General features: G+C 42.1%; 22 protein-coding genes. 6 read left to right on the forward strand and 16 right to left on the reverse strand.

The genetic code is table 11. The features are described from left to right. Positions 1-35 precede the first annotated feature (35 nt). Positions 36-281, reverse strand: coding sequence for a DUF2164 domain-containing protein (locus AC0VYO_RS20885; protein ID WP_194218343.1), 246 nt, complete (start codon positions 279-281; stop codon positions 36-38). A 196-nt stretch (positions 282-477) separates the two neighbouring features. After that, positions 478-1,005: a YwhD family protein gene (locus tag AC0VYO_RS20890; protein WP_303532471.1), complete on the reverse strand. Its 528-nt coding sequence runs from the start codon at positions 1,003-1,005 to the stop codon at positions 478-480. A 186-nt stretch (positions 1,006-1,191) separates the two neighbouring features. Between AC0VYO_RS20890 and AC0VYO_RS20895 the strand changes: the two genes are divergently transcribed. Then, complete coding sequence (locus AC0VYO_RS20895; RefSeq protein ID WP_475368194.1) at positions 1,192-2,508, forward strand: NCS2 family permease; 1,317 nt, start codon at positions 1,192-1,194, stop codon at positions 2,506-2,508. Positions 2,509-2,543: 35 nt separating this feature from the next. Here AC0VYO_RS20895 and AC0VYO_RS20900 read toward each other — a convergent pair whose 3' ends face one another. Further along, positions 2,544-3,575, reverse strand: coding sequence for an oxidoreductase (locus AC0VYO_RS20900; protein ID WP_475368195.1), 1,032 nt, complete (start codon positions 3,573-3,575; stop codon positions 2,544-2,546). Between the two features lie 175 nt (positions 3,576-3,750). On the opposite strand from AC0VYO_RS20900, the gene AC0VYO_RS20905 reads away from it, so the two are divergent. Then, positions 3,751-4,182, forward strand: a complete 432-nt coding sequence (locus AC0VYO_RS20905) for a hypothetical protein (protein WP_430245224.1) — start codon at positions 3,751-3,753, stop codon at positions 4,180-4,182. A gap of 81 nt (positions 4,183-4,263) precedes the next feature. On the opposite strand, the gene AC0VYO_RS20910 is transcribed toward AC0VYO_RS20905, so the two are convergent. From AC0VYO_RS20910 to AC0VYO_RS20920, 3 genes are all read right to left on the reverse strand, one after another. Beyond that, entirely contained in the window at positions 4,264-4,758 is a 495-nt protein-coding gene (locus AC0VYO_RS20910; RefSeq protein ID WP_194218338.1) for a YwgA family protein, read from the reverse strand. 188 nt (positions 4,759-4,946) lie between these two features. Next, positions 4,947-6,260 (reverse strand): HD domain-containing protein, encoded by a 1,314-nt coding sequence (locus tag AC0VYO_RS20915; protein ID WP_427409017.1) that lies wholly within the window; start codon positions 6,258-6,260, stop codon positions 4,947-4,949. A gap of 185 nt (positions 6,261-6,445) precedes the next feature. Next, a complete protein-coding gene (locus AC0VYO_RS20920) occupies positions 6,446-7,678 on the reverse strand; it encodes a dicarboxylate/amino acid:cation symporter (protein WP_475368196.1) in 1,233 nt (410 codons plus the stop codon). Positions 7,679-8,087: 409 nt separating this feature from the next. On the opposite strand from AC0VYO_RS20920, the gene lipL reads away from it, so the two are divergent. Then, complete coding sequence (lipL, locus tag AC0VYO_RS20925; RefSeq protein WP_475368197.1) at positions 8,088-8,924, forward strand: octanoyl-[GcvH]:protein N-octanoyltransferase; 837 nt, start codon at positions 8,088-8,090, stop codon at positions 8,922-8,924. A gap of 43 nt (positions 8,925-8,967) precedes the next feature. Here the strand turns inward: lipL and pta are convergent, their stop codons facing one another. Next, positions 8,968-9,942, reverse strand: a complete 975-nt coding sequence (pta, locus tag AC0VYO_RS20930; protein ID WP_475368198.1) for a phosphate acetyltransferase — start codon at positions 9,940-9,942, stop codon at positions 8,968-8,970. Positions 9,943-10,372: 430 nt separating this feature from the next. Here pta and hemQ point away from each other — a divergent pair, with 430 nt between their 5' ends. The 3 genes from hemQ to gerQ all read left to right on the forward strand — a co-directional run bounded on the left by hemQ (position 10,373) and on the right by gerQ (position 12,189). Further along, positions 10,373-11,119, forward strand: a complete 747-nt coding sequence (hemQ, locus tag AC0VYO_RS20935) for a hydrogen peroxide-dependent heme synthase (protein ID WP_430245216.1) — start codon at positions 10,373-10,375, stop codon at positions 11,117-11,119. Positions 11,120-11,287: 168 nt separating this feature from the next. Next, complete coding sequence (locus tag AC0VYO_RS20940) at positions 11,288-11,719, forward strand: cell wall hydrolase (protein ID WP_475368199.1); 432 nt, start codon at positions 11,288-11,290, stop codon at positions 11,717-11,719. Between the two features lie 20 nt (positions 11,720-11,739). Next, on the forward strand, positions 11,740-12,189 hold the full coding sequence (gene gerQ, locus AC0VYO_RS20945) for a spore coat protein GerQ (protein ID WP_283153318.1): 450 nt from the start codon (positions 11,740-11,742) through the stop codon (positions 12,187-12,189). A 119-nt stretch (positions 12,190-12,308) separates the two neighbouring features. Here gerQ and AC0VYO_RS20950 read toward each other — a convergent pair whose 3' ends face one another. The 9 genes from AC0VYO_RS20950 to AC0VYO_RS20990 form a co-directional block, all read right to left on the reverse strand. Next, on the reverse strand, positions 12,309-12,677 hold the full coding sequence (locus tag AC0VYO_RS20950; RefSeq protein ID WP_194219551.1) for a DUF423 domain-containing protein: 369 nt from the start codon (positions 12,675-12,677) through the stop codon (positions 12,309-12,311). A gap of 115 nt (positions 12,678-12,792) precedes the next feature. Next, the gene (locus AC0VYO_RS20955) at positions 12,793-14,022 is read right to left on the reverse strand and encodes an ABC transporter permease (RefSeq protein WP_475368200.1); all 1,230 of its coding nucleotides are present in this window, start codon (positions 14,020-14,022) and stop codon (positions 12,793-12,795) included. Then, positions 14,019-14,717 carry an ABC transporter ATP-binding protein gene (locus AC0VYO_RS20960; protein WP_475366172.1) on the reverse strand — a complete coding sequence of 233 codons (699 nt, stop codon included), beginning with the start codon at positions 14,715-14,717 and terminating at the stop codon, positions 14,019-14,021. The genes AC0VYO_RS20955 and AC0VYO_RS20960 overlap by 4 nt, the downstream gene beginning before the upstream one ends. A gap of 48 nt (positions 14,718-14,765) precedes the next feature. Next, positions 14,766-15,008, reverse strand: coding sequence for a helix-turn-helix domain-containing protein (locus tag AC0VYO_RS20965; protein WP_430245210.1), 243 nt, complete (start codon positions 15,006-15,008; stop codon positions 14,766-14,768). Positions 15,009-15,010: 2 nt separating this feature from the next. Then, complete coding sequence (locus AC0VYO_RS20970) at positions 15,011-15,157, reverse strand: YvrJ family protein (protein ID WP_194218329.1); 147 nt, start codon at positions 15,155-15,157, stop codon at positions 15,011-15,013. Then, positions 15,154-15,717 carry a sigma-70 family RNA polymerase sigma factor gene (locus tag AC0VYO_RS20975; RefSeq protein ID WP_430245207.1) on the reverse strand — a complete coding sequence of 188 codons (564 nt, stop codon included), beginning with the start codon at positions 15,715-15,717 and terminating at the stop codon, positions 15,154-15,156. Before AC0VYO_RS20975 ends, AC0VYO_RS20970 begins: the two co-directional genes overlap by 4 nt. Before the next feature lie 156 nt (positions 15,718-15,873). Beyond that, on the reverse strand, positions 15,874-16,311 hold the full coding sequence (locus tag AC0VYO_RS20980; RefSeq protein ID WP_194218327.1) for a YaaR family protein: 438 nt from the start codon (positions 16,309-16,311) through the stop codon (positions 15,874-15,876). After that, positions 16,308-16,745: a DUF6115 domain-containing protein gene (locus AC0VYO_RS20985; protein WP_475368201.1), complete on the reverse strand. Its 438-nt coding sequence runs from the start codon at positions 16,743-16,745 to the stop codon at positions 16,308-16,310. The genes AC0VYO_RS20980 and AC0VYO_RS20985 overlap by 4 nt, the downstream gene beginning before the upstream one ends. Positions 16,746-16,759: 14 nt before the next feature. Beyond that, positions 16,760-17,545, reverse strand: a complete 786-nt coding sequence (locus AC0VYO_RS20990; RefSeq protein ID WP_475368202.1) for a FliA/WhiG family RNA polymerase sigma factor — start codon at positions 17,543-17,545, stop codon at positions 16,760-16,762. Positions 17,546-17,563 lie beyond the last annotated feature (18 nt).

Consider the following 17,563-nt stretch of genomic DNA (forward strand, 5'->3'; position numbering starts at 1 on the left):
AGACGGATGAGTACATCCGTCTTTTGATTAGCCCTTTATTTTGGATCTGCTTTCTTTAATGCTTCAAGGTCTTGCTCAATACTCATCCACTTCTGCTCTGTCATGCCAATTGCATCTGAAATACCGGCATTGTATAGAGTTGGCCCGATCTCTGCCATAACAAAATGGAGAAAATTCTCTGCTGCGAGCTCACCTATTTCTTCATCACGTTCATCATAGAAATATGATTGAATGCGCTCAATAAGCTCTTTCTTTTTCTCACGAGGGATTTGATTCCACATTTAGCTCACCCTTTCTACATATAAGAGTATAACATGGAAGCGCTCACTTCATTTTCGGAGACAACCAGAACAGCCCGGGGAAGATTCCCCGGGCTGCTTTGGGTCCTAGCTATATGTGTTGCGTATACATAAGTTTACGCTCAGTTTTAGGAAACCTCAAGTGATTTTATCAATTAGTCAGAAAACGATATGAAAGTTAGTCTTGAAGTCCTAATTTCACGTCATCACTTGAACGCTCATAGACGTCTTTATCGAACTCAATCAAATACTCACGAAGCATTTTTTTGGATTTGTCATCCATATGGTCCACGACCACCTTACCTTTCATGGATTTATCCATATTATTCACATGCTCTGGCATGCTTTTCCATGCCCGCTTCGCTTCGGCATTTAAGAAGAATTCACAGGCACCAATGCCATAATAGAAAGGTCCTTCTTCACTTCGTTGAAGGGTAACCCATACGATCCAAGCAGTATGCCCATCAGGTACTTCTTCACGTGTCTTAACGAGCTTCTTCCGTTTCTCAAGGGCACTACGTGCATGCAATGCGCCAACATCAACATAAATTTCATCCGTTGTCGGATCGATAATCACAGGGGAAACGTTATCGAGGTTGATCGTTCCTACTCCATAACCGCCGTGTCCATCTGTGGAGTCCCCACTTAAAATATTAAAACCTGTTGAAGGCTTCTTTTTTGGTTTTTGTTCTTCTTCATTTGCCATTCTTTGTACCTCCTTCATTCACAATTGTCCGCTCTCATTTTATCACAATTACACTTGTGTATTCATCCGACAGCCATTCACACCTTTATCATCAACTATTTTAGATTACCCCTTGTCAAACAGCTTTATTACGAATATTATAGTATTTGTGTTTAAAAAACGTTCGTATTTAATGGAGGTATTATCATGTTTAACTCCTTTTTCCGCTTAAAAGAAAATGGAACAAACGTTAAAACAGAATTCCTTGCAGGATTAACGACTTTCCTGACAATGGTATATATTGTAATAGTTAACCCAATTATACTATCTTCAACAGGCGTGCCATTCGATACCGTCTTCATTGCCACGATTATTGCAGCTGTTGTTGGAACACTATGGATGGGACTTTTCGCGAATTATCCAATCGCGATCGCTCCAGGTATGGGGCTGAACGCCTACTTTGCGTTCTCCGTTGTAGGTGGACAAGCAGGCGTATCCTACCAGGTTGCCTTTGGTGCCGTATTTATTGCCGGACTACTGTTCATTATTCTTTCATTAACACCGTTTCGCGAAAAGCTTATCGAAGCCATTCCTACGAATTTGAAGCTTGGTATTACAGCAGGTATCGGACTTTTCATCGCGTTTATCGGACTTCGCATGACAGGGATTATCGTCGCGGATGAAGAAAACCTTGTTGGTCTAGGAAATCTTCATTCCCCTGAAGTTCTTCTAGCGCTTTTTGGACTTATGATTACACTTATTCTGATGGCCCGAAATGTTCCAGGTGCACTCTTCTTCGGAATGATCATCACGGCTATCATTGCTATTTTTACAGGACAGCTTGAATTTAAGGAAGGCTTCATGCAAGCACCTTCTGCTCCCGAACTTTTCATCTTCGGAAGTCCACTTCAGGCCATTAAGGATATGATTGAATACGGATTATATGCCGTTGTCTTCTCATTCCTACTCGTCACACTCTTTGATACGACGGGCACAATGGTCGGTGTGGCAGAACAGGCTGGTTTGATGAAAGGAAAGAAAATGCCACGTGCACGTCAGGCACTTCTTGCTGACTCGATCGGAACAACTGTCGGAGCGATCTTTGGAACAAGCCCAACTAGTGCTTACCTTGAATCCTCTGCTGGTGTTGCTGCCGGCGGGCGAACTGGGTTAACATCAGTCGTCGTTTCTGTACTCTTTATCGTCTCAGCTTTCTTTGGACCACTTGTCGGTTCTCTATCTGGACTTTCCGCCATCACAGCTCCCACTCTTATCATCGTCGGAAGCTTAATGATTGGCGCCGTTGGTAAAATTGATTGGAGTGAATTTGATGAGGCGTTTCCTGCCTTCTTGATCATTCTCACAATGCCACTTACGGCAAGTATTGCAACAGGAATCGCGCTTGGGTTTATTACGTACCCCATTTTAAAGATCGTAAAAGGGAAATGGCGTGAGGTTCATCCGCTTCTTTATCTTTTCGCTGTGTTATTCTTCTACCAGCTCGCTTTCCTCCCACATGCTTAACCAAAAAGATCTGCCCATTCAGGGCAGATCTTTTTTCATACCCATTTCACTAACCTTTTCTCTTCACTACTCTTTAATGCAAGCTCGATCACTTTAATTACTTTAAGGGCTTCTCTTGCTGTTACAGGCGCAGTACTTTGTTCACAAATCGCTCGGTGCAGTTCTATGTAGTATGTTTGATAAGAACCAGGTGTGGTTGGAATCACTCTATCGCGATTATCTTTCGTTAGCACGCCGTACTGATCGCTCTCGTCTTCTCCCCAGTGCTCATCCCCTGGTAATTGTCCCTTTTTCAGCGCTTCTTCCTGAGGATCAATACCCCATTTTACAAACGATCCCTTTATCCCATGAATTTGATAGCGAGGTCCGTGTTTTTTTACGAGAGAGCCAGCGTGGAGAATCACTCTTCTTTTTCCGTAATGCAAAACCAAGTGAAAGTAATCGTCCGTTTTCCCTTCTTCTTTTTGAGTCAAAACATCTCCATATACGGCCTCAGGCTCGCCAAATAGAGTCAGTGCCTGGTCGATTAAATGAGAACCCAGGTCAAAGAGAATACCAGATCCCTTCTTATCCTGCTCGCGCCAACGATCATGTACCTCCGCACTATACCGATCATAATGCGCCTCGTACGAAAGGACCGTTCCAAGCTCCTCTTCTTTTATGAGCTTCTGAATCGTAAGAAAATCATTATCGTATCTTCTGTTATGATACACACTTAGCAATCTGTCATAGTTTTTAGCTATTTGAATTAACTCTTCTCCTTCTTCTACACTTACCGTGAATGGTTTCTCAAGAACAACATGTTTCCCTGCTTCAAGAGCCTGCTTCGCCATTGGGAAATGAAATTCATTCGGTGTCGTAATAATGACTAACTCTATTTCTCTATCATTTAAAAGCTCGTCTATTGAAGCGACCACTTCTATTTCTGGAAACTGCTCAATTACTTTCTTCGGATTAGAAGTAACCACTTTTGTGATGGTTAACCCCTGTACAGATTCAATCACTGGCGCATGAAAAGTCGCTCCCGAAAAACCAAATCCAACTAACCCTACCTTCACTTCTTTCATCTCCCTCACTCCATTTCAATAATGTAAGACTTTTGAACCCTTTTTGTTATTCGACAAATAAGTTCTATTTTCTCGACTTGTTTTTCCAAGTTTTGATATAGAGAAACGATTATACTAATCATCAAACGGGTATTTATGTAGTGAACTCGAAGTATTTGTAAAAGGTGGTATGATTATGAAAAAATATCTTTATTCTTCCCCCGCAATTGGCTTCTCAATTGGCCTACTTGCGTCCCTTATTTATACGATTATTTTAGCAGCCGGAGGCTATCAGTATACGGGACTAGCAGGTTTCTTTTCACTACTTATTATCCTAGTCGGCTACTTTCTACTTTCGACATTCTGGCTTCCTACCCTTCTTAAAACGAGACATACAATTGCATTGATTTCAGGGATAACCTTCCATACCGTCTCTTCTTTTACGCTAGTCTTTATGATGGCAGGAACCTTGCCTAACATATCCGAACTTCTATTTCCCTATATCAGCACACTGGTATTCTCTTTTCTCCAAATGATTGCAATCATTGTTGCTGGTGTCATTCTTTCAAAAGTCGACCTTACAAAACTCTCTGAAATGAGTCAGAAGAAATTTTCGATAAAAAGTTAATTTTTGCAACAAAAGGTGCCCCTAAGGGCACCTTTTGTTTGTAGAAATATCTTATTCTATTAAACTAGATACAAATGACCTTTAGCATCCTAGCTTTTCTATAAATGTATAGGCCTCAGTAATTTCATCATCAGAATAATTCTGTTTACGTTTGATGGTATGAACCTTCTCAACCACTTCTTCCTTTGAAAGGCGATCGAAGAAAAGAATGGTTGAAACAAGCTCAAGAAAACGTGAACTTTGACTATTGATTTCATCGATGCATTGATGTAATTCCGGCATTTGGAAATCATAATGACCGAGAAATTCATGACCTTCATCTGTTACCGTGTATTTATATTGGTAATAGCCACCTTTGCTTTCCTTCACCTCTGTAACAAGACCAAGGTTACAAAGCTCTTCCACTCGTAGCGTCAATTCTTCTGAATACGGTCCATAGAAATGGAATTGATACTTCTCGTTAAATGGAAACTGTAGCTTCTTACAAATGTAAATGATTTTCTGTAATTTCTTACGTCCAATGACCTCTCCGGCTTCCTTCAACACAGCTATCACTTTCGCGTGATCTTCTAGCAACCTGCACCCCTCCCATGTACTTTTTACAGGTTGTCCAAAAAGCTTTCTTATCTATTAGAAGATGCTTAAACGTTCAGTTGAAACGGGAGCTCACTCCCAAATTAAACTCAACGTTTTAAACACCACTATTTAGCGATGCCTGTAGCGGAAGTCGTCTTCATGCCAGGATCACTTTTCTTTTTGAACAGCTAATCAATTTGAAGCAATGACTTAATACGACGAGTAGCATCTGTATTTCCTTCAAGAATGAAATCTGCAGGGAAATACAGTTTGTGGTCTGTTCGCTTCTTACCAGAAATCGCTTCAACCACATCAGATTCACGGGAAAGCTCACGCAAATCCCCACCTGGTTTCAACAAATGGATCGGCAAACGTTCTTCCTCTTCTCCAGGCCGATAGAAATCATACGGTAAATCAGAAGATGAATCAACCTCAAGATAGTAATCTGGATCAATACCTGCTTCATGAAAAGAGTCATAAAGCTCTCTCCACGCATTCATTTGCTGCATTGGATTAAACTCAATGTACTTAAACAGTCTTCGATTCATAAATCGTTCACAGAGGTCTCTTAGAATATCATCCTCTTCCTCCTGCCAGATCTGGAAATAGAACATAACGACAGAATCATCTAGCTTAAGAAAGTCTTCTAGACGAATATCTTCTTTAAATAGTGAATAGAAGTGAATCGGATCGTGTTGAAAATGATAACCCTCTTCAAACAGTCTTTTTGCACGATGGAGAATTTTACTTAGAATCACTTCTGCACTTCGTGTCACGGGGTGGAAATAAATTTGCCAATACATTTGATAGCGGCTCATAATATAGTCTTCAACTGCATGCATACCGCTCTGTTTAATCACAATTTGATCATCACCAGGTCGCATGACGCGTAAAATTCGTTCAATATCAAATTGTCCATAGCTCACTCCAGTAAAATAGGCATCACGAAGAAGATAATCCATTCGATCGGCGTCAATTTGACTTGAAATTAAGCTAACCACAAGTTTGTTGCTATGTGTTTTGGCAATTACATCAGCCACTTCCAACGGGAAATCATCGCTTACTTTTCGAAGCACTTGATTGATTTCAGTGTCCCCAAGGATAACCATCCGAGTAAAGTCTTCATGGTCCAGGTTAAACACTTTTTCAAATGAATGTGAAAAAGGTCCATGACCTACATCATGTAACAGCGCAGCACACATACTTAATAGCCTGTTCTCTTCGTTCCAGCTATCATATTGAGAGAAAATCTCGTTAATACGTCTTACAATCTCGTATACACCGAGCGAGTGACTAAAGCGACTATGTTCTGCTCCATGAAAAGTTAGGTACGTTGTTCCGAGCTGGCGAACCCTTCGCAAACGCTGAAATTCCTTAGTACCAATTAGCTCCCAGATTAAACGGTATCGGACATGAATATAGCGATGGACAGGGTCTTTAAATACTTTTTCTTCGCTTAATCGTTCGAGCATTCCGCGATAGGCTCCTTCCGTCAAAATCATTCATTCATTATATAACACCCATTCCAAAATGAAAACCTTCCCCCACTTTGTGATCAAACACATCATGAGGGAAGGCTCCTGTTGAACGGGCATATGGAAAGAATGGAACGACTAACAATAGCTATATATACGAGAAATTGTTTCCTTTTTTCATTTAAAAGGTTCGAATCTCATACTTTATGATGTTATAGAACAGTCTCTGCTTCTTTTCCTTCACGTTTCTCTTCAGATTTCGCAATATACATCGCACATGCCGCGTCACCTGTAATATTAACAGCGGTACGTGTCATATCAAGTAGACGGTCAACTGCTAGAATCAATCCAATTGGCTCTACTGGCAATCCAACTTGCTTTAGAACCATTGCGAGCATGATAAGTCCTACACCTGGCACACCAGCTGTACCTATACTAGCGAGCGTTGCTGTGACGACAACAATGATGAGCTGTGTAAAGGTAAGATCAACCCCGGTAATTTGAGCGATAAAGATCGTAGCTACACCCTGCATAATTGCCGTTCCGTCCATGTTAATGGTTGCCCCAAGCGGTTGTACAAAACTACTCACCTGCTTAGGAATCTTCAGATTTTCTTGAGCGGTTTTCATAGATACAGGAAGCGTACCGCTACTTGAAGATGTACTGAAGGCAACAGCCATTGCAGGTGCAAAAGCTTTATAGAATTTAATTGGATTCTCTTTACAAAGGAAATAAATCGCACTACCATATGTGAAGAGAAAATGGATGAGGAGTGCGCCAAGTACTACTAGGAAATACATTCCCATTGACTGTAACGCTTCTTTACCTTGTCCACCAACAGCGGAAGCAATAAGTGCAAATGCACCATATGGCGCTGTTTCCATAATAATCTTAACAAGATACATCATAACGTCGTTACCCTGTTCAAAAAGATTACTTAAGGCTTTCGTACGCTCGCCAAGAATCGCAAGGGCAAAACCTACGAAGATAGCAAATGCGATAATTTGGAGCATGTTTCCTTCAACCATGGCCGATATCGGATTCGTTGGGATAATATTAATAATGGTATCCAACACAGGAGGTGCTTCTTCTGCTTTAAAATCAGCATTTCCTGAGAATGAACCTTCAACACCCGGTTTAATTAAGTAAGCAAGCGCCATCGCAATGGAAATAGCAATGGTTGTTGTAACAAGGAAAAACGCAACGGTTTTCCCACCCATACGTCCAAGCTTCTTCGGATCGCTTATTCCAGCCGTTCCTACCACGATTGAGAAGAATACAATTGGTACAACAAGCATCTTAATTAAGTTAAGAAAGATTTGTCCAACAGGACCAAATAGATATTGATCGACAGGTCCAAATGCATCTGGTGCAAATAAGTTAAAGATAACACCAACAATAATACCTAGAACTAGACCTGCAATAATTTTAACTGTTAGCTTCATAAACATGTCCCCTTTCGTCAAATCGACGTAAATACCACCGTTTCCTGTTCATGAAGAACGATCCAACGCTGGTTGTTTCTCCTATATGTAGATTCTTCGTATGATCTTAGTCATATATGAAAGCTCTTACATACATTCCCATTTCTTTACTGTATATACCCGCTCGCTCGCTAACTTGAAACTACCGTAATTATGATTATATCATTTTAGACAATTCTCGCAATTTCCTTTTTTTCGTAATAGATATATTTCTTTATAAAATCAAAGTTTTAAAGGGAAAATAAGAAGTAAATTAGGAAAAAAGGACGAGTGTTTTGTCATCACCCGGGAAATACTGTCGGATGATGTCTTATGTCTCATTTCTTCTGCTATAATAAATACGATTAGTTAGTGAAGAAGGGATAAGAAAATGCCAACAAACGATTCCATACTTTTTCAGCCAAAATGGCGGATTATAGATCAAACAACACTAGGCCCATCCTTTGATGCGCTGCAATCTTTTGCAATGGATGATACCCTTTGTAATTCTGCTGGAAGTGGTGAATCCCCACCGATTTTGCGCTCATGGGTGCATCACAATACGATAGTTCTCGGCATACAAGATACACGCCTTCCCAACTTTGAGGAAGCCGTTCACTATTTAGAAAGTTTAGGTTATCGCGTAATTGTGAGAAACTCTGGAGGTCTTGCTGTCGTCCTTGATGCAGGGGTATTAAATCTGTCACTTGTTTTAGCTGAAAAGCAACAGCATATTGACATTGATACGGGGTACGAAGCAATGGTCGATTTCATTCAGGAAATTTTGTCGCCATATAACGTAACAATTGAAGATAGGGAAATTGTAGGATCTTACTGTCCGGGTCGATACGACCTAAGCATTAACGGGAAAAAATTTGCCGGCATTTCGCAACGCAGACTTCGCGGCGGAGTCGCTGTTCAAGTTTACCTCTGTGTCGATGGAAGTGGATCGGAGCGAGCATCTGTCATTCAGGAATTTTACAAGCGGGGCGTAAATGGAGAACCAACGAAATTCAACTACCCTGAAATCTCTCCCGAAACGATGGCTTCGTTAAGTGAACTCATTGGGGAAGAGCTAAGCGTTTCCGACATCATGATGAAAACTCTTAAAACGCTTAAGCAATATACCGAATCATTAACAACCGCACATCTTTCCATTCCAGAGCTGTCTCTTTACGATTTCAACTACCAGCGAGTGTTTACTCGAAATGAAAAAGCACTTGGCTAATAAATAAAGCCCCTGAAGGCGTGCCTTCAGGGGCTTTCATTAATTATAGGCTCTGCATTGCTGTAATCAATGCTAGCTTGTACACGTCTTCCTCGCTACATCCGCGAGATAGGTCGTTTACTGGTTTGTTTAATCCTTGAAGGACTGGACCAACGGCCTCATATCCACCAAGACGTTGAACCATTTTGTAGCCAATGTTACCTGCTTCAAGACTTGGGAATACAAATACATTTGCTTGTCCTTTAAGTGGTGATTCAGGTGCTTTCTTTTGTGCTACTTCTGGAACAAAAGCAGCATCGAATTGGAATTCGCCGTCGATCACTAGATCTGGCGCCATTTCTTTCGCTAAACGTGTTGCTTCTTCAACTTTCTCTGTTTCAGGAGATTTTGCAGAACCTTTAGTAGAGAAGCTTAGCATCGCTACTTTAGGGTCCATTCCAAACATTTTTGCAGTTTCAGCACTGCTTACACCGATTTCAGCAAGATCATTGCTGTCAGGAGAAATGTTAATTGCACAGTCAGCAAAAACGTACTTCTCATCACCTTTTACCATTACAAAAGCACCAGATGTTTTCTTCACACCTTCTTTTGTTTTGATGATTTGAAGTGCTGGACGAACTGTATCACCAGTAGAATGAGCCGCACCACTAACAAGGCCATCTGCTTTGCCTTTGTGAACGAGCATTGTACCGAAGTAGTTCACGTTAAGAAGAATATCCTGCGCTTGTTCAGCTGTTGCTTTACCTTTACGACGCTCAACAAATGATTCCACAAGGGCATCCATTTCAGAATACGTTGCTGGATCCATAATTGTAAGGTCGCTGTGCAATGTAAGGCTTAGGCTTGACGCTTTATCCTGGATTGCATTTTCTCCTCCAATAACGATTGGCTTAAGGATGCCATCCTCTGCTAGGCGGTTTGCTGCTGCTAATACGCGCTCATCTGTTCCTTCAGGGAAAACGATTGTCGGATAACCTGCTTTAACCTGGTCTTTCATGTTTGTAAAAAGATCACTCATTGGTTTCACCTCATTATTTTTAATATCCAACTCCTACGATAACCCTTTTTCCCGAAAAACGAAAATAAATCCGCAAGTGTAAGCCTTTGCATGCAAAAGTTCTATTTTTCAGACGAATCAAAAGGGACTATAGTAGTTTTCAATCTTAATTCTCTTCTAAATATAAGCTAACGTAATCATATTTAAACATTGGTACTGATTTACCATCGGATTTCTGAATATCTTTTTCATTCAATCGTCACTCTCAATCGCTTTTAAAGAGGTACAAGTATTGGTATAGTAGGTAGTGGATATAGGGAAACTTCCATCAAAGTGGGCATTGTTTGATTTGCTCTGATGGTTAGTTGAACCAATCGGACCTTTAGGAGCAGTTGCTGTATAAACGTAACCTGCCTTATTGGTGTGATAAAAGATAAGGAGTGAATCAGATATGAATCAAGCAGCAGTTACTCTTGATGGCTGGTATTGCCTTCATGATTTCCGTACTATGAACTGGACGGCATGGAAACAGCTTTCAAGCGAAGAACGTGATCTTGCGATGAATGAATTTCTAACGTTCCTTGAAAAATGGGAAGTCACAGCAGGCCATAAACAAGGAAGTCATACGCTTTATTCCATCATTGGTCAGAAAGCGGACTTTATGTTAATGCTTCTCCGCCCAACTATGGAAGAGTTAAATGAAATTGAAAATGCTTTTAATAAAACGGCATTAGCTGAATATACGGTTAAAGAATACTCTTACGTATCTGTCGTTGAGCTTAGTAACTATATGGCTGGAAAAGATAGCGATCCTGATAATGACCCGCGCATTCAGGCCCGTTTGAAGCCCGAATTAGCTGAAGCTCCTTACGTGTGCTTCTATCCAATGAACAAAAAGCGCGAAGGAAACGACAACTGGTACATGCTTTCAATGGACGAGCGTCGTGAAATGATGCGTAGTCACGGACTGATTGGACGTAGCTATGCTGGCAAAGTAAAGCAGATTATCACAGGCTCTGTTGGCTTTGATGACTGGGAATGGGGCGTTACGCTTTTCGCAGACGACGTGCTTCAGTTTAAAAAGCTTGTCTATGAAATGCGCTTCGATGAAGTAAGCGCTCGTTTTGGTGAATTTGGTAGCTTCTACGTTGGAACGCACCTACCGAAAGAGCGCCTGCCTCAATTCCTATACGTTTAATAGAAAAAATCCCTTCTGACACTTTATTGTCTGAAGGGATTTTTTGTGTATCTGAGTGGTCCACGTCAAAGTCATATTCCTTCAAATTGCACATACAATGAGTTACGTAGAGTCATGGCATCTTTCTTACTTCTTGCACATGGGGTACAACTGAGATGAGGTGTGGCTATGGCGGTGATTCAGACGAACGAAAATGATGTAAACCTTTTGGCTCGCTTGATGCGTGCAGAAGCAGAAGGTGAGGGGCAGTTAGGAATGCTGATGGTAGGCAATGTAGGGGTAAACCGTGTAAAGGTGAGATGCCTTGATTTTAAGAACATCAACACGATGAACAACATGGTTTATCAGAGTCCCGGCGGTTTTGAAGCGACTCAGAAAGGCTACTTTTACCAACGAGCACGCGAAAAAGATAAGCGTCTTGCTCGCAAAGCCATCAAAGGGATGAAATACCATCCTGCCAGCAACTCGCTCTGGTTCTTTAAACCAGGTGGTACCTGCCCTGACCAGTGGTATAACCAGTGGAATGCAGGACGCTTCAAATCCCACTGTTTCTACAAGCCTATCGAAAGTGAATGTGCAGACGTGTACAACAGCTTCTAAGAGAATGCTTAAGGAGGGTTATGATGAACAATCAATACTGGAACACTTCACCGTCACAAAACCAGGGGGGCGGCTATGGTCAAATGCCGCAGCAAGGGCAAGGCGGACAGATGGCACAGTATCCTTCAGGCTATCCTCAAGGCCAGCAGGTTCAGGGAGCATCAACACAGGGAGGCGGAGGCTTTCCAGGACAGCTACCCGTCGAGCAATCATACATTGAAAACATCCTGCGCCTAAACCTTGGAAAAATCGCCACCGTGTACATGACTTTCGAGAACAATGAGAAATGGAACGCCAAAGTATTTAAAGGAATTGTAGAAGCAGCCGGAAGAGATCATATTATTCTATCCGATCCTCAAACAGGCAAGCGGTATATTCTACTCATGGTTTATTTGGACTATATTACATTTGATGAAGAGCTTGAATACAACTACCCTCTTCAACAAACGACGCAATATTCTCCGCGTTAGCGGGTATAGAAAAAGCTGCCGGATTTCCGGCAGCTTTTTGTTTTGGCCAATAAACCGCACCGGCCTGCCACGGTTCGACAAATAGCGGGCGGTGACAGGCACCATCGACCGCCGCACCTCTACGCCTTAAACGCAGCCACAACAACCAAAATCCAGGCTGTAATAAACGCGACGCCGCCTAGTGGAGTAATTGCACCAAGGATCTTAATTCCGCTCAAGCTAAGCACGTACAAGCTTCCGGAAAAGAGGACGATCCCAGCAAACATGAGCCATCCAGCCCATTGCATGAGCCCTGCTGATTGAAGCTTGTCAGCAGCAATGGCTACACCAACTAAACCAAGAGCGTGATACATGTGGTATTGTACACCGGTTTTAAACGTCTCTAGCATTTTTTCTGATAGTCTTCCTTCTAATCCATGTGCCCCAAATGCGCCTAGTCCAACTGCAAGTGCCGCATTAATCGCACCAATAATTAAAAATACCTTTATCACATTATCCGCTCCTTCATCTGAATCTACTCTCCCATCATAGCGGAAAGCGCTTGATCGAAGCAACGAAATCTCGAATTGTTCATACACCTTTCGATTTATGATAAAAAACTTTTTATGATTGCATGTTTCTATGAACGATCTGGAGACTCTCCTTAAATACAAACCATCCGCCTAGCGGAAAGAGTACAACTCCTAGCCAACCTGGGAAAGCAACCCCTGTCACGATACACAGTAGAAGAAAACTTGGCATCGACACTAGTTTTAATGCTTTTTTCCCCGCTTCCTCTTGGATCGATTGATGCCATTGAAATAGATTGGCATAGCAGCTAGATGAGAATTCACTCCAGTCTGCCCTTGAAAGGCCAATCAGCGCATAGAGCGCAAATAGAAGCACGACCACTTTGACGATAAGAGGCAACAGAAATATCGCTGCTGTACCCCAGCCAATGACTTGTAAATAGTACTGAACCTTCCCCATTGATCGAAGTAACCATTTTAAATAAAGGTCTATCATTCTAACTTCTGGAGACTTTTTCTTACTGATTCGCCTAGATCCTCTAAAAAGCATAGGCTGCTTTCGAGTGAAAAGGGGCATTGGCGCAACACCTACTCGCCCCATCAAAAATTTCGTCACGCTCTGCTTATGCCCGCGCTCCATCACCACATCATGGAAAAAAGTCCCCTGCATATTCATTCGTGCTCGTAACTGAACAAGTAAAAGGAGAAGCAAACTTCCTCCTCCAAGAGCAACTGCCCATTCATACCGCCATCCTATGCCACTTATGAGAAGGAATACGATGATCGAGATCAGGTTCACTAAACCGATCGGGAGCCATTTCACCCAAATAGAAGGAACAAATAACTCTATAAAATACCTGCTAGTTTTTATATTCCAACTGACTAAAAGGACAAATAGGCCTGTGACGGCACAACGCTCTATGCCCCACCCCCATCCTGTAATAAGCAAGGGTAAAACAAGGGTCATTCCAATGATCGTCGCGACCAGTCCTTTTAGAAGAGAATAGCATATTCCCCATTTCTTTAATCCGTCCATAAGACTCACATTTTGCAACAAATAGACTTGATCAGCTTCTTCTGTGTACAGTCGTAATGTCCAGAAAGTTGCAACTATAAATAACGGCAGAACCGCCAACTGTTGCGGTACTTCCGCGAGCCATTCAGGCGGAAGAATCCACCAGGAGCGGTAGTACTCCACTCCAATCACGAGACCTGGGATAAGAATATACAGCCATACCGTCCAATCGAGTGCTGAGCGAAGATCTCGGATTTTATAACGCTGATCGTCACGTTCGCGTTGCCACCATAGCTGGAACGACGTCATATTCGTTGCTCCATAAAGGCATCAACACAATCAAGAAGTGAACTTTCCCGAGCGCCTGACTGCTCACGCATGTCTTCAAGCGTACCTTGAGCAAGAAGCGTTCCGTTTGCGAGCAGAACGAATTGATCACAAATTCGCTCTGCCGTATCAAGCACATGCGTACACATTAAAATACCTGCTCCACGAGACCGCTCCTTTTCAATAAGCGCGAGAAAATCCTTCGTAGCGCGCGGATCTAGTCCAAGAAAAGGCTCATCAATGATATAAATATCCGGCTTGAGCATAAAAGCCGTTATGAGCATCACCTTCTGTCGCATTCCTTTTGAAAAGCTTGACGGTAGGTTATGGATTACGTGCTCCAGTTGAAAATAGCGAATCAGTTCTTGAGCTCGCTCTTCCCATTCCTCGTCTCCAAGAACCGCCGCTGCAGCAAGCTCCAAATGCTCCCACAGCGTTAAGCTATCATAGAAGACGGGTTGCTCTGGCACATACGCATAGCGCGACCCTTTCTCAAACGTCACGCTTCCTTTCCACTCTTTCAGTAGCCCTAATATCGTCTTGATTGTTGTGCTTTTCCCAGCTCCATTTGACCCTAATAACCCCAGAAGTTCGCCGCCTTTCACTTCAAATTCGATCAGACGAATGGCGCTATCTTTCTTTTCATAACCTGCTTGTTCGATTTCAACCTTAAGCATCCGCTTCACCTCTACCTCTTTATACGGAAGAAAAAGGGAAAAAGTTTCTTACCCCTTCCCTTTTTGATCTTCAATAAATTGTTCAAAGTTTGGCACATCCTCCATATTGTATTTTTCCACCGCTTCAAGAACTTTTAATACTAATTCCTGACGCAAATCATCTCTGTTTTGAGGGGAAGTTTGCCTGAGCTCTGCTTCAATTTTCTTCTCAAATTGATGAATAATGGCGCCGAGTTCTTCTTTCTCTTCCTGCTTTGCCTGTTGTAAAAGCGTATATAGTCTTTTCTCCATAGTCATCCCTTCTTGTCAGTTTCCTGATCCGCCACCGCACTTGTTAAATCATCAATTTTCTTTTCTAGCCGCACGAGTAAATATAGTGAAACGACGATCGGAAATCCAAGATCTCCAATAATGGCATTAATCACCGTAGTTATGCTCATTTATCCCCCTCCTTTCCTGCTTCTCTTAGCTTCTCAAGCGCACGTTTACGCCTTCTGCTCGCTGCCTGTTGAGAAATCCCCGCCATTTTTGCAATCTCCGTATCAGAAGCTTCATATCGGTAAAAAAGTTCAAGAACTTCCTTCTGTTTTGGCGTTAATCGGGTATATCCTAAATAAAGTGATTTCTGCTGAAAACTTTCGGCAAATGAAATCGTTTCACCACACGTTTCCGTACTTTCAATGAAATCAATCCAGGCATCACCAGACATACCTACAGGCTGATCGAGCATAAGAGGAAAGCGAAGATGCCCAAGTCTTCGCTTTCGGTCAAAGTTGATGGCCGTGTAGCGAATCAGCTTCGTGACGTAAGCAATAAAACGAATTTCTGTATAGTACTTTTGAAAAAGTGAATTGAGCTTATTTACCGCCTCACGATCCTCTGATGCATATGCCTCCATAAAGCTTGTCCAATGCTTCTCTTCTTGAATGAATGACTTAAATAGGAGATTTCCTTTTAAATCATCATACATTTGATTTGTTAAACGACATCCATTCTTCATCCTCACCTCTCCTTTCTCTGTCTGTAGGAATGAAAGTATCCTGGCAGCAAGAAATCACAACCATCATTTCGAACGTATGTTCTTGTTTTAATTATAGAAAAAACTCATGCAAATGACCATGAGTCAATACTTCCTTTTTTAGATGGGTCGTTAGAACTAGAGAGAAAGATCAACAAGTAGCCCCTTTATTTCGCCAACAAGCGATAACAAGGTCATACCATTCTTCTCTTTTTCTCTCATCTCTTCTTGCAGTTCAACGAGCTTGTTCTCTACTGTTTCCACAAGCTTATACGTTCGATTTCTTCCATAATGGTCCATGCTGTTTTTCTCAGATAGCGTTAGCCCCTGACTTACTGCTTCCTCAAGAAACTGTTTCACCATTCGCTTGTATGCCGATAAGTTCTGAAACGTTCGTTCCTTTCCAAGCAGCTCCCCCTGACGATCAATTTGCTGTAGCAGTCGCTTTAGTTCTGCTCCCTTCAGTTCCTTTGATGCTTCCTGAATCACCGATTGAAACGCTACCTGCTTGTTACCTTTTGGGAGATCCATTTTTAAAGAGTCCAGTGACGTTTGGCCATGCTGCTGAATTTTCATCGCTGTTCAGACCTTCCGTGAATATTCACAATCAGCTCAACTTCGCCGACACCACAATTAAGGATTCTTGCAATATCCGTCACCGAAAAACCCTGTGAATGAAGCTGAAGAGCTTTTTGATTGCGTTCGTTGTTAGCAGAAGGGTGCTGGATAATGACCGGCTTCATTTGCTCCTCCACCTCAGGCGATACGGTCTTCCCCTGTTCTAACACACGAAGCCGCGTATCAAGCTGGTTTTCACGTTTATCAACGTAAGATTTCACTTCAGTCATCAGTCGATCATTTTCTTCCTCTAGCTGTTCAATATACACTTCCATCCCCGTGGCGATCTCTTCACTTACATCTGAACTCTTCGTTTGCTTTAGAAACAAGAGAACAATACATAGAAAGCTCACGAGATGAAGGGCAATACTTATAAAGATGAATGGATACATGGAAATCACTCCGATTACTTTGATTGAACGTGTTCTTTATTAGCTCGGAGGACACCCTTCATCCGAAGGAGCGCTCTCGAGTGTAGTTGCGAAATTCGGCTTGTCGATAAACCTAAGATTCTTGCAATCTCTGTAAGTGTTAACTCTTCAAAATAAACAAGAGAGACAACAAGTTTTTCTTTCTCAGGTAGACGTTCAATCGTTTCAGCTAGTAACTCTTTAATAAAATGTTGGTGCAAATGCTTTTCTGGTAAATCAGCTTGTTCATTTTCAATTACACTATAACGCTCAATTTGCTGCTGATCGTCATCGTGCACGGGCTCGTCTACGGAAACCATTGTAGACAGAGAAGCATCTTGAATCACCCGCTGTACTTCTTCAATTGTCATACCAAGATACTCTGCTACATCATGGTCGCTGCTTGACGTTTTATTTTGCTGTTCTAAAGCAGCGTAGGCTTCTTCAATTTTACGTGCTTTGTCACGAACGGAGCGTGGCACCCAATCATTCTGCCTAAGCCCATCAATGATGGCCCCTTTAATGCGCCAGCTGGCATAAGTTTCAAATTTCAAATCACGTTCTGGCTCGAATTTTTCAAGTGCATCAAGAAGCCCTTGATACGCGAAACTATTAAGATCATCACGCTGAACGGATGACGGAAGAGCTGCCGCATAGCGCTGTACAGCGAAATCAACGAGCGGACGATAAAGGGCAATCAATTTGTTACCAGCCTCTTCATTCTTCTCCTCTTTCCATGCTCTCCAATATTCGATTGTCTGTTTATCCATTTTGGGTTTCATGAAGTTCACCACCTGAAA

The sequence above is a fragment of the Anaerobacillus sp. 63XJN7_4_ISO-PGPR-S23-413 genome (assembly GCF_056173725.1).

What these genes read in the sequence shown, in the direction of transcription:
- AC0VYO_RS20885 (WP_194218343.1), bottom strand. Translation starts at nt 281, where the DNA reads ATGTGGAATCAAATCCCTCGTGAGAAAAAGAAAGAGCTTATTGAGCGC.
- AC0VYO_RS20890 (WP_303532471.1), bottom strand. Translation starts at nt 1,005, where the DNA reads ATGGCAAATGAAGAAGAACAAAAACCAAAAAAGAAGCCTTCAACAGGT.
- AC0VYO_RS20895 (WP_475368194.1), top strand. Translation starts at nt 1,192, where the DNA reads ATGTTTAACTCCTTTTTCCGCTTAAAAGAAAATGGAACAAACGTTAAA.
- AC0VYO_RS20900 (WP_475368195.1), bottom strand. Translation starts at nt 3,575, where the DNA reads ATGAAAGAAGTGAAGGTAGGGTTAGTTGGATTTGGTTTTTCGGGAGCG.
- AC0VYO_RS20905 (WP_430245224.1), top strand. Translation starts at nt 3,751, where the DNA reads ATGAAAAAATATCTTTATTCTTCCCCCGCAATTGGCTTCTCAATTGGC.
- AC0VYO_RS20915 (WP_427409017.1), bottom strand. Translation starts at nt 6,260, where the DNA reads ATGATTTTGACGGAAGGAGCCTATCGCGGAATGCTCGAACGATTAAGC.
- AC0VYO_RS20920 (WP_475368196.1), bottom strand. Translation starts at nt 7,678, where the DNA reads ATGAAGCTAACAGTTAAAATTATTGCAGGTCTAGTTCTAGGTATTATT.
- lipL (WP_475368197.1), top strand. Translation starts at nt 8,088, where the DNA reads ATGCCAACAAACGATTCCATACTTTTTCAGCCAAAATGGCGGATTATA.
- pta (WP_475368198.1), bottom strand. Translation starts at nt 9,942, where the DNA reads ATGAGTGATCTTTTTACAAACATGAAAGACCAGGTTAAAGCAGGTTAT.
- hemQ (WP_430245216.1), top strand. Translation starts at nt 10,373, where the DNA reads ATGAATCAAGCAGCAGTTACTCTTGATGGCTGGTATTGCCTTCATGAT.
- AC0VYO_RS20940 (WP_475368199.1), top strand. Translation starts at nt 11,288, where the DNA reads ATGGCGGTGATTCAGACGAACGAAAATGATGTAAACCTTTTGGCTCGC.
- gerQ (WP_283153318.1), top strand. Translation starts at nt 11,740, where the DNA reads ATGATGAACAATCAATACTGGAACACTTCACCGTCACAAAACCAGGGG.
- AC0VYO_RS20955 (WP_475368200.1), bottom strand. Translation starts at nt 14,022, where the DNA reads ATGACGTCGTTCCAGCTATGGTGGCAACGCGAACGTGACGATCAGCGT.
- AC0VYO_RS20960 (WP_475366172.1), bottom strand. Translation starts at nt 14,717, where the DNA reads ATGCTTAAGGTTGAAATCGAACAAGCAGGTTATGAAAAGAAAGATAGC.
- AC0VYO_RS20965 (WP_430245210.1), bottom strand. Translation starts at nt 15,008, where the DNA reads ATGGAGAAAAGACTATATACGCTTTTACAACAGGCAAAGCAGGAAGAG.
- AC0VYO_RS20970 (WP_194218329.1), bottom strand. Translation starts at nt 15,157, where the DNA reads ATGAGCATAACTACGGTGATTAATGCCATTATTGGAGATCTTGGATTT.
- AC0VYO_RS20975 (WP_430245207.1), bottom strand. Translation starts at nt 15,717, where the DNA reads ATGAAGAATGGATGTCGTTTAACAAATCAAATGTATGATGATTTAAAA.
- AC0VYO_RS20980 (WP_194218327.1), bottom strand. Translation starts at nt 16,311, where the DNA reads ATGAAAATTCAGCAGCATGGCCAAACGTCACTGGACTCTTTAAAAATG.
- AC0VYO_RS20985 (WP_475368201.1), bottom strand. Translation starts at nt 16,745, where the DNA reads ATGTATCCATTCATCTTTATAAGTATTGCCCTTCATCTCGTGAGCTTT.
- AC0VYO_RS20990 (WP_475368202.1), bottom strand. Translation starts at nt 17,545, where the DNA reads ATGAAACCCAAAATGGATAAACAGACAATCGAATATTGGAGAGCATGG.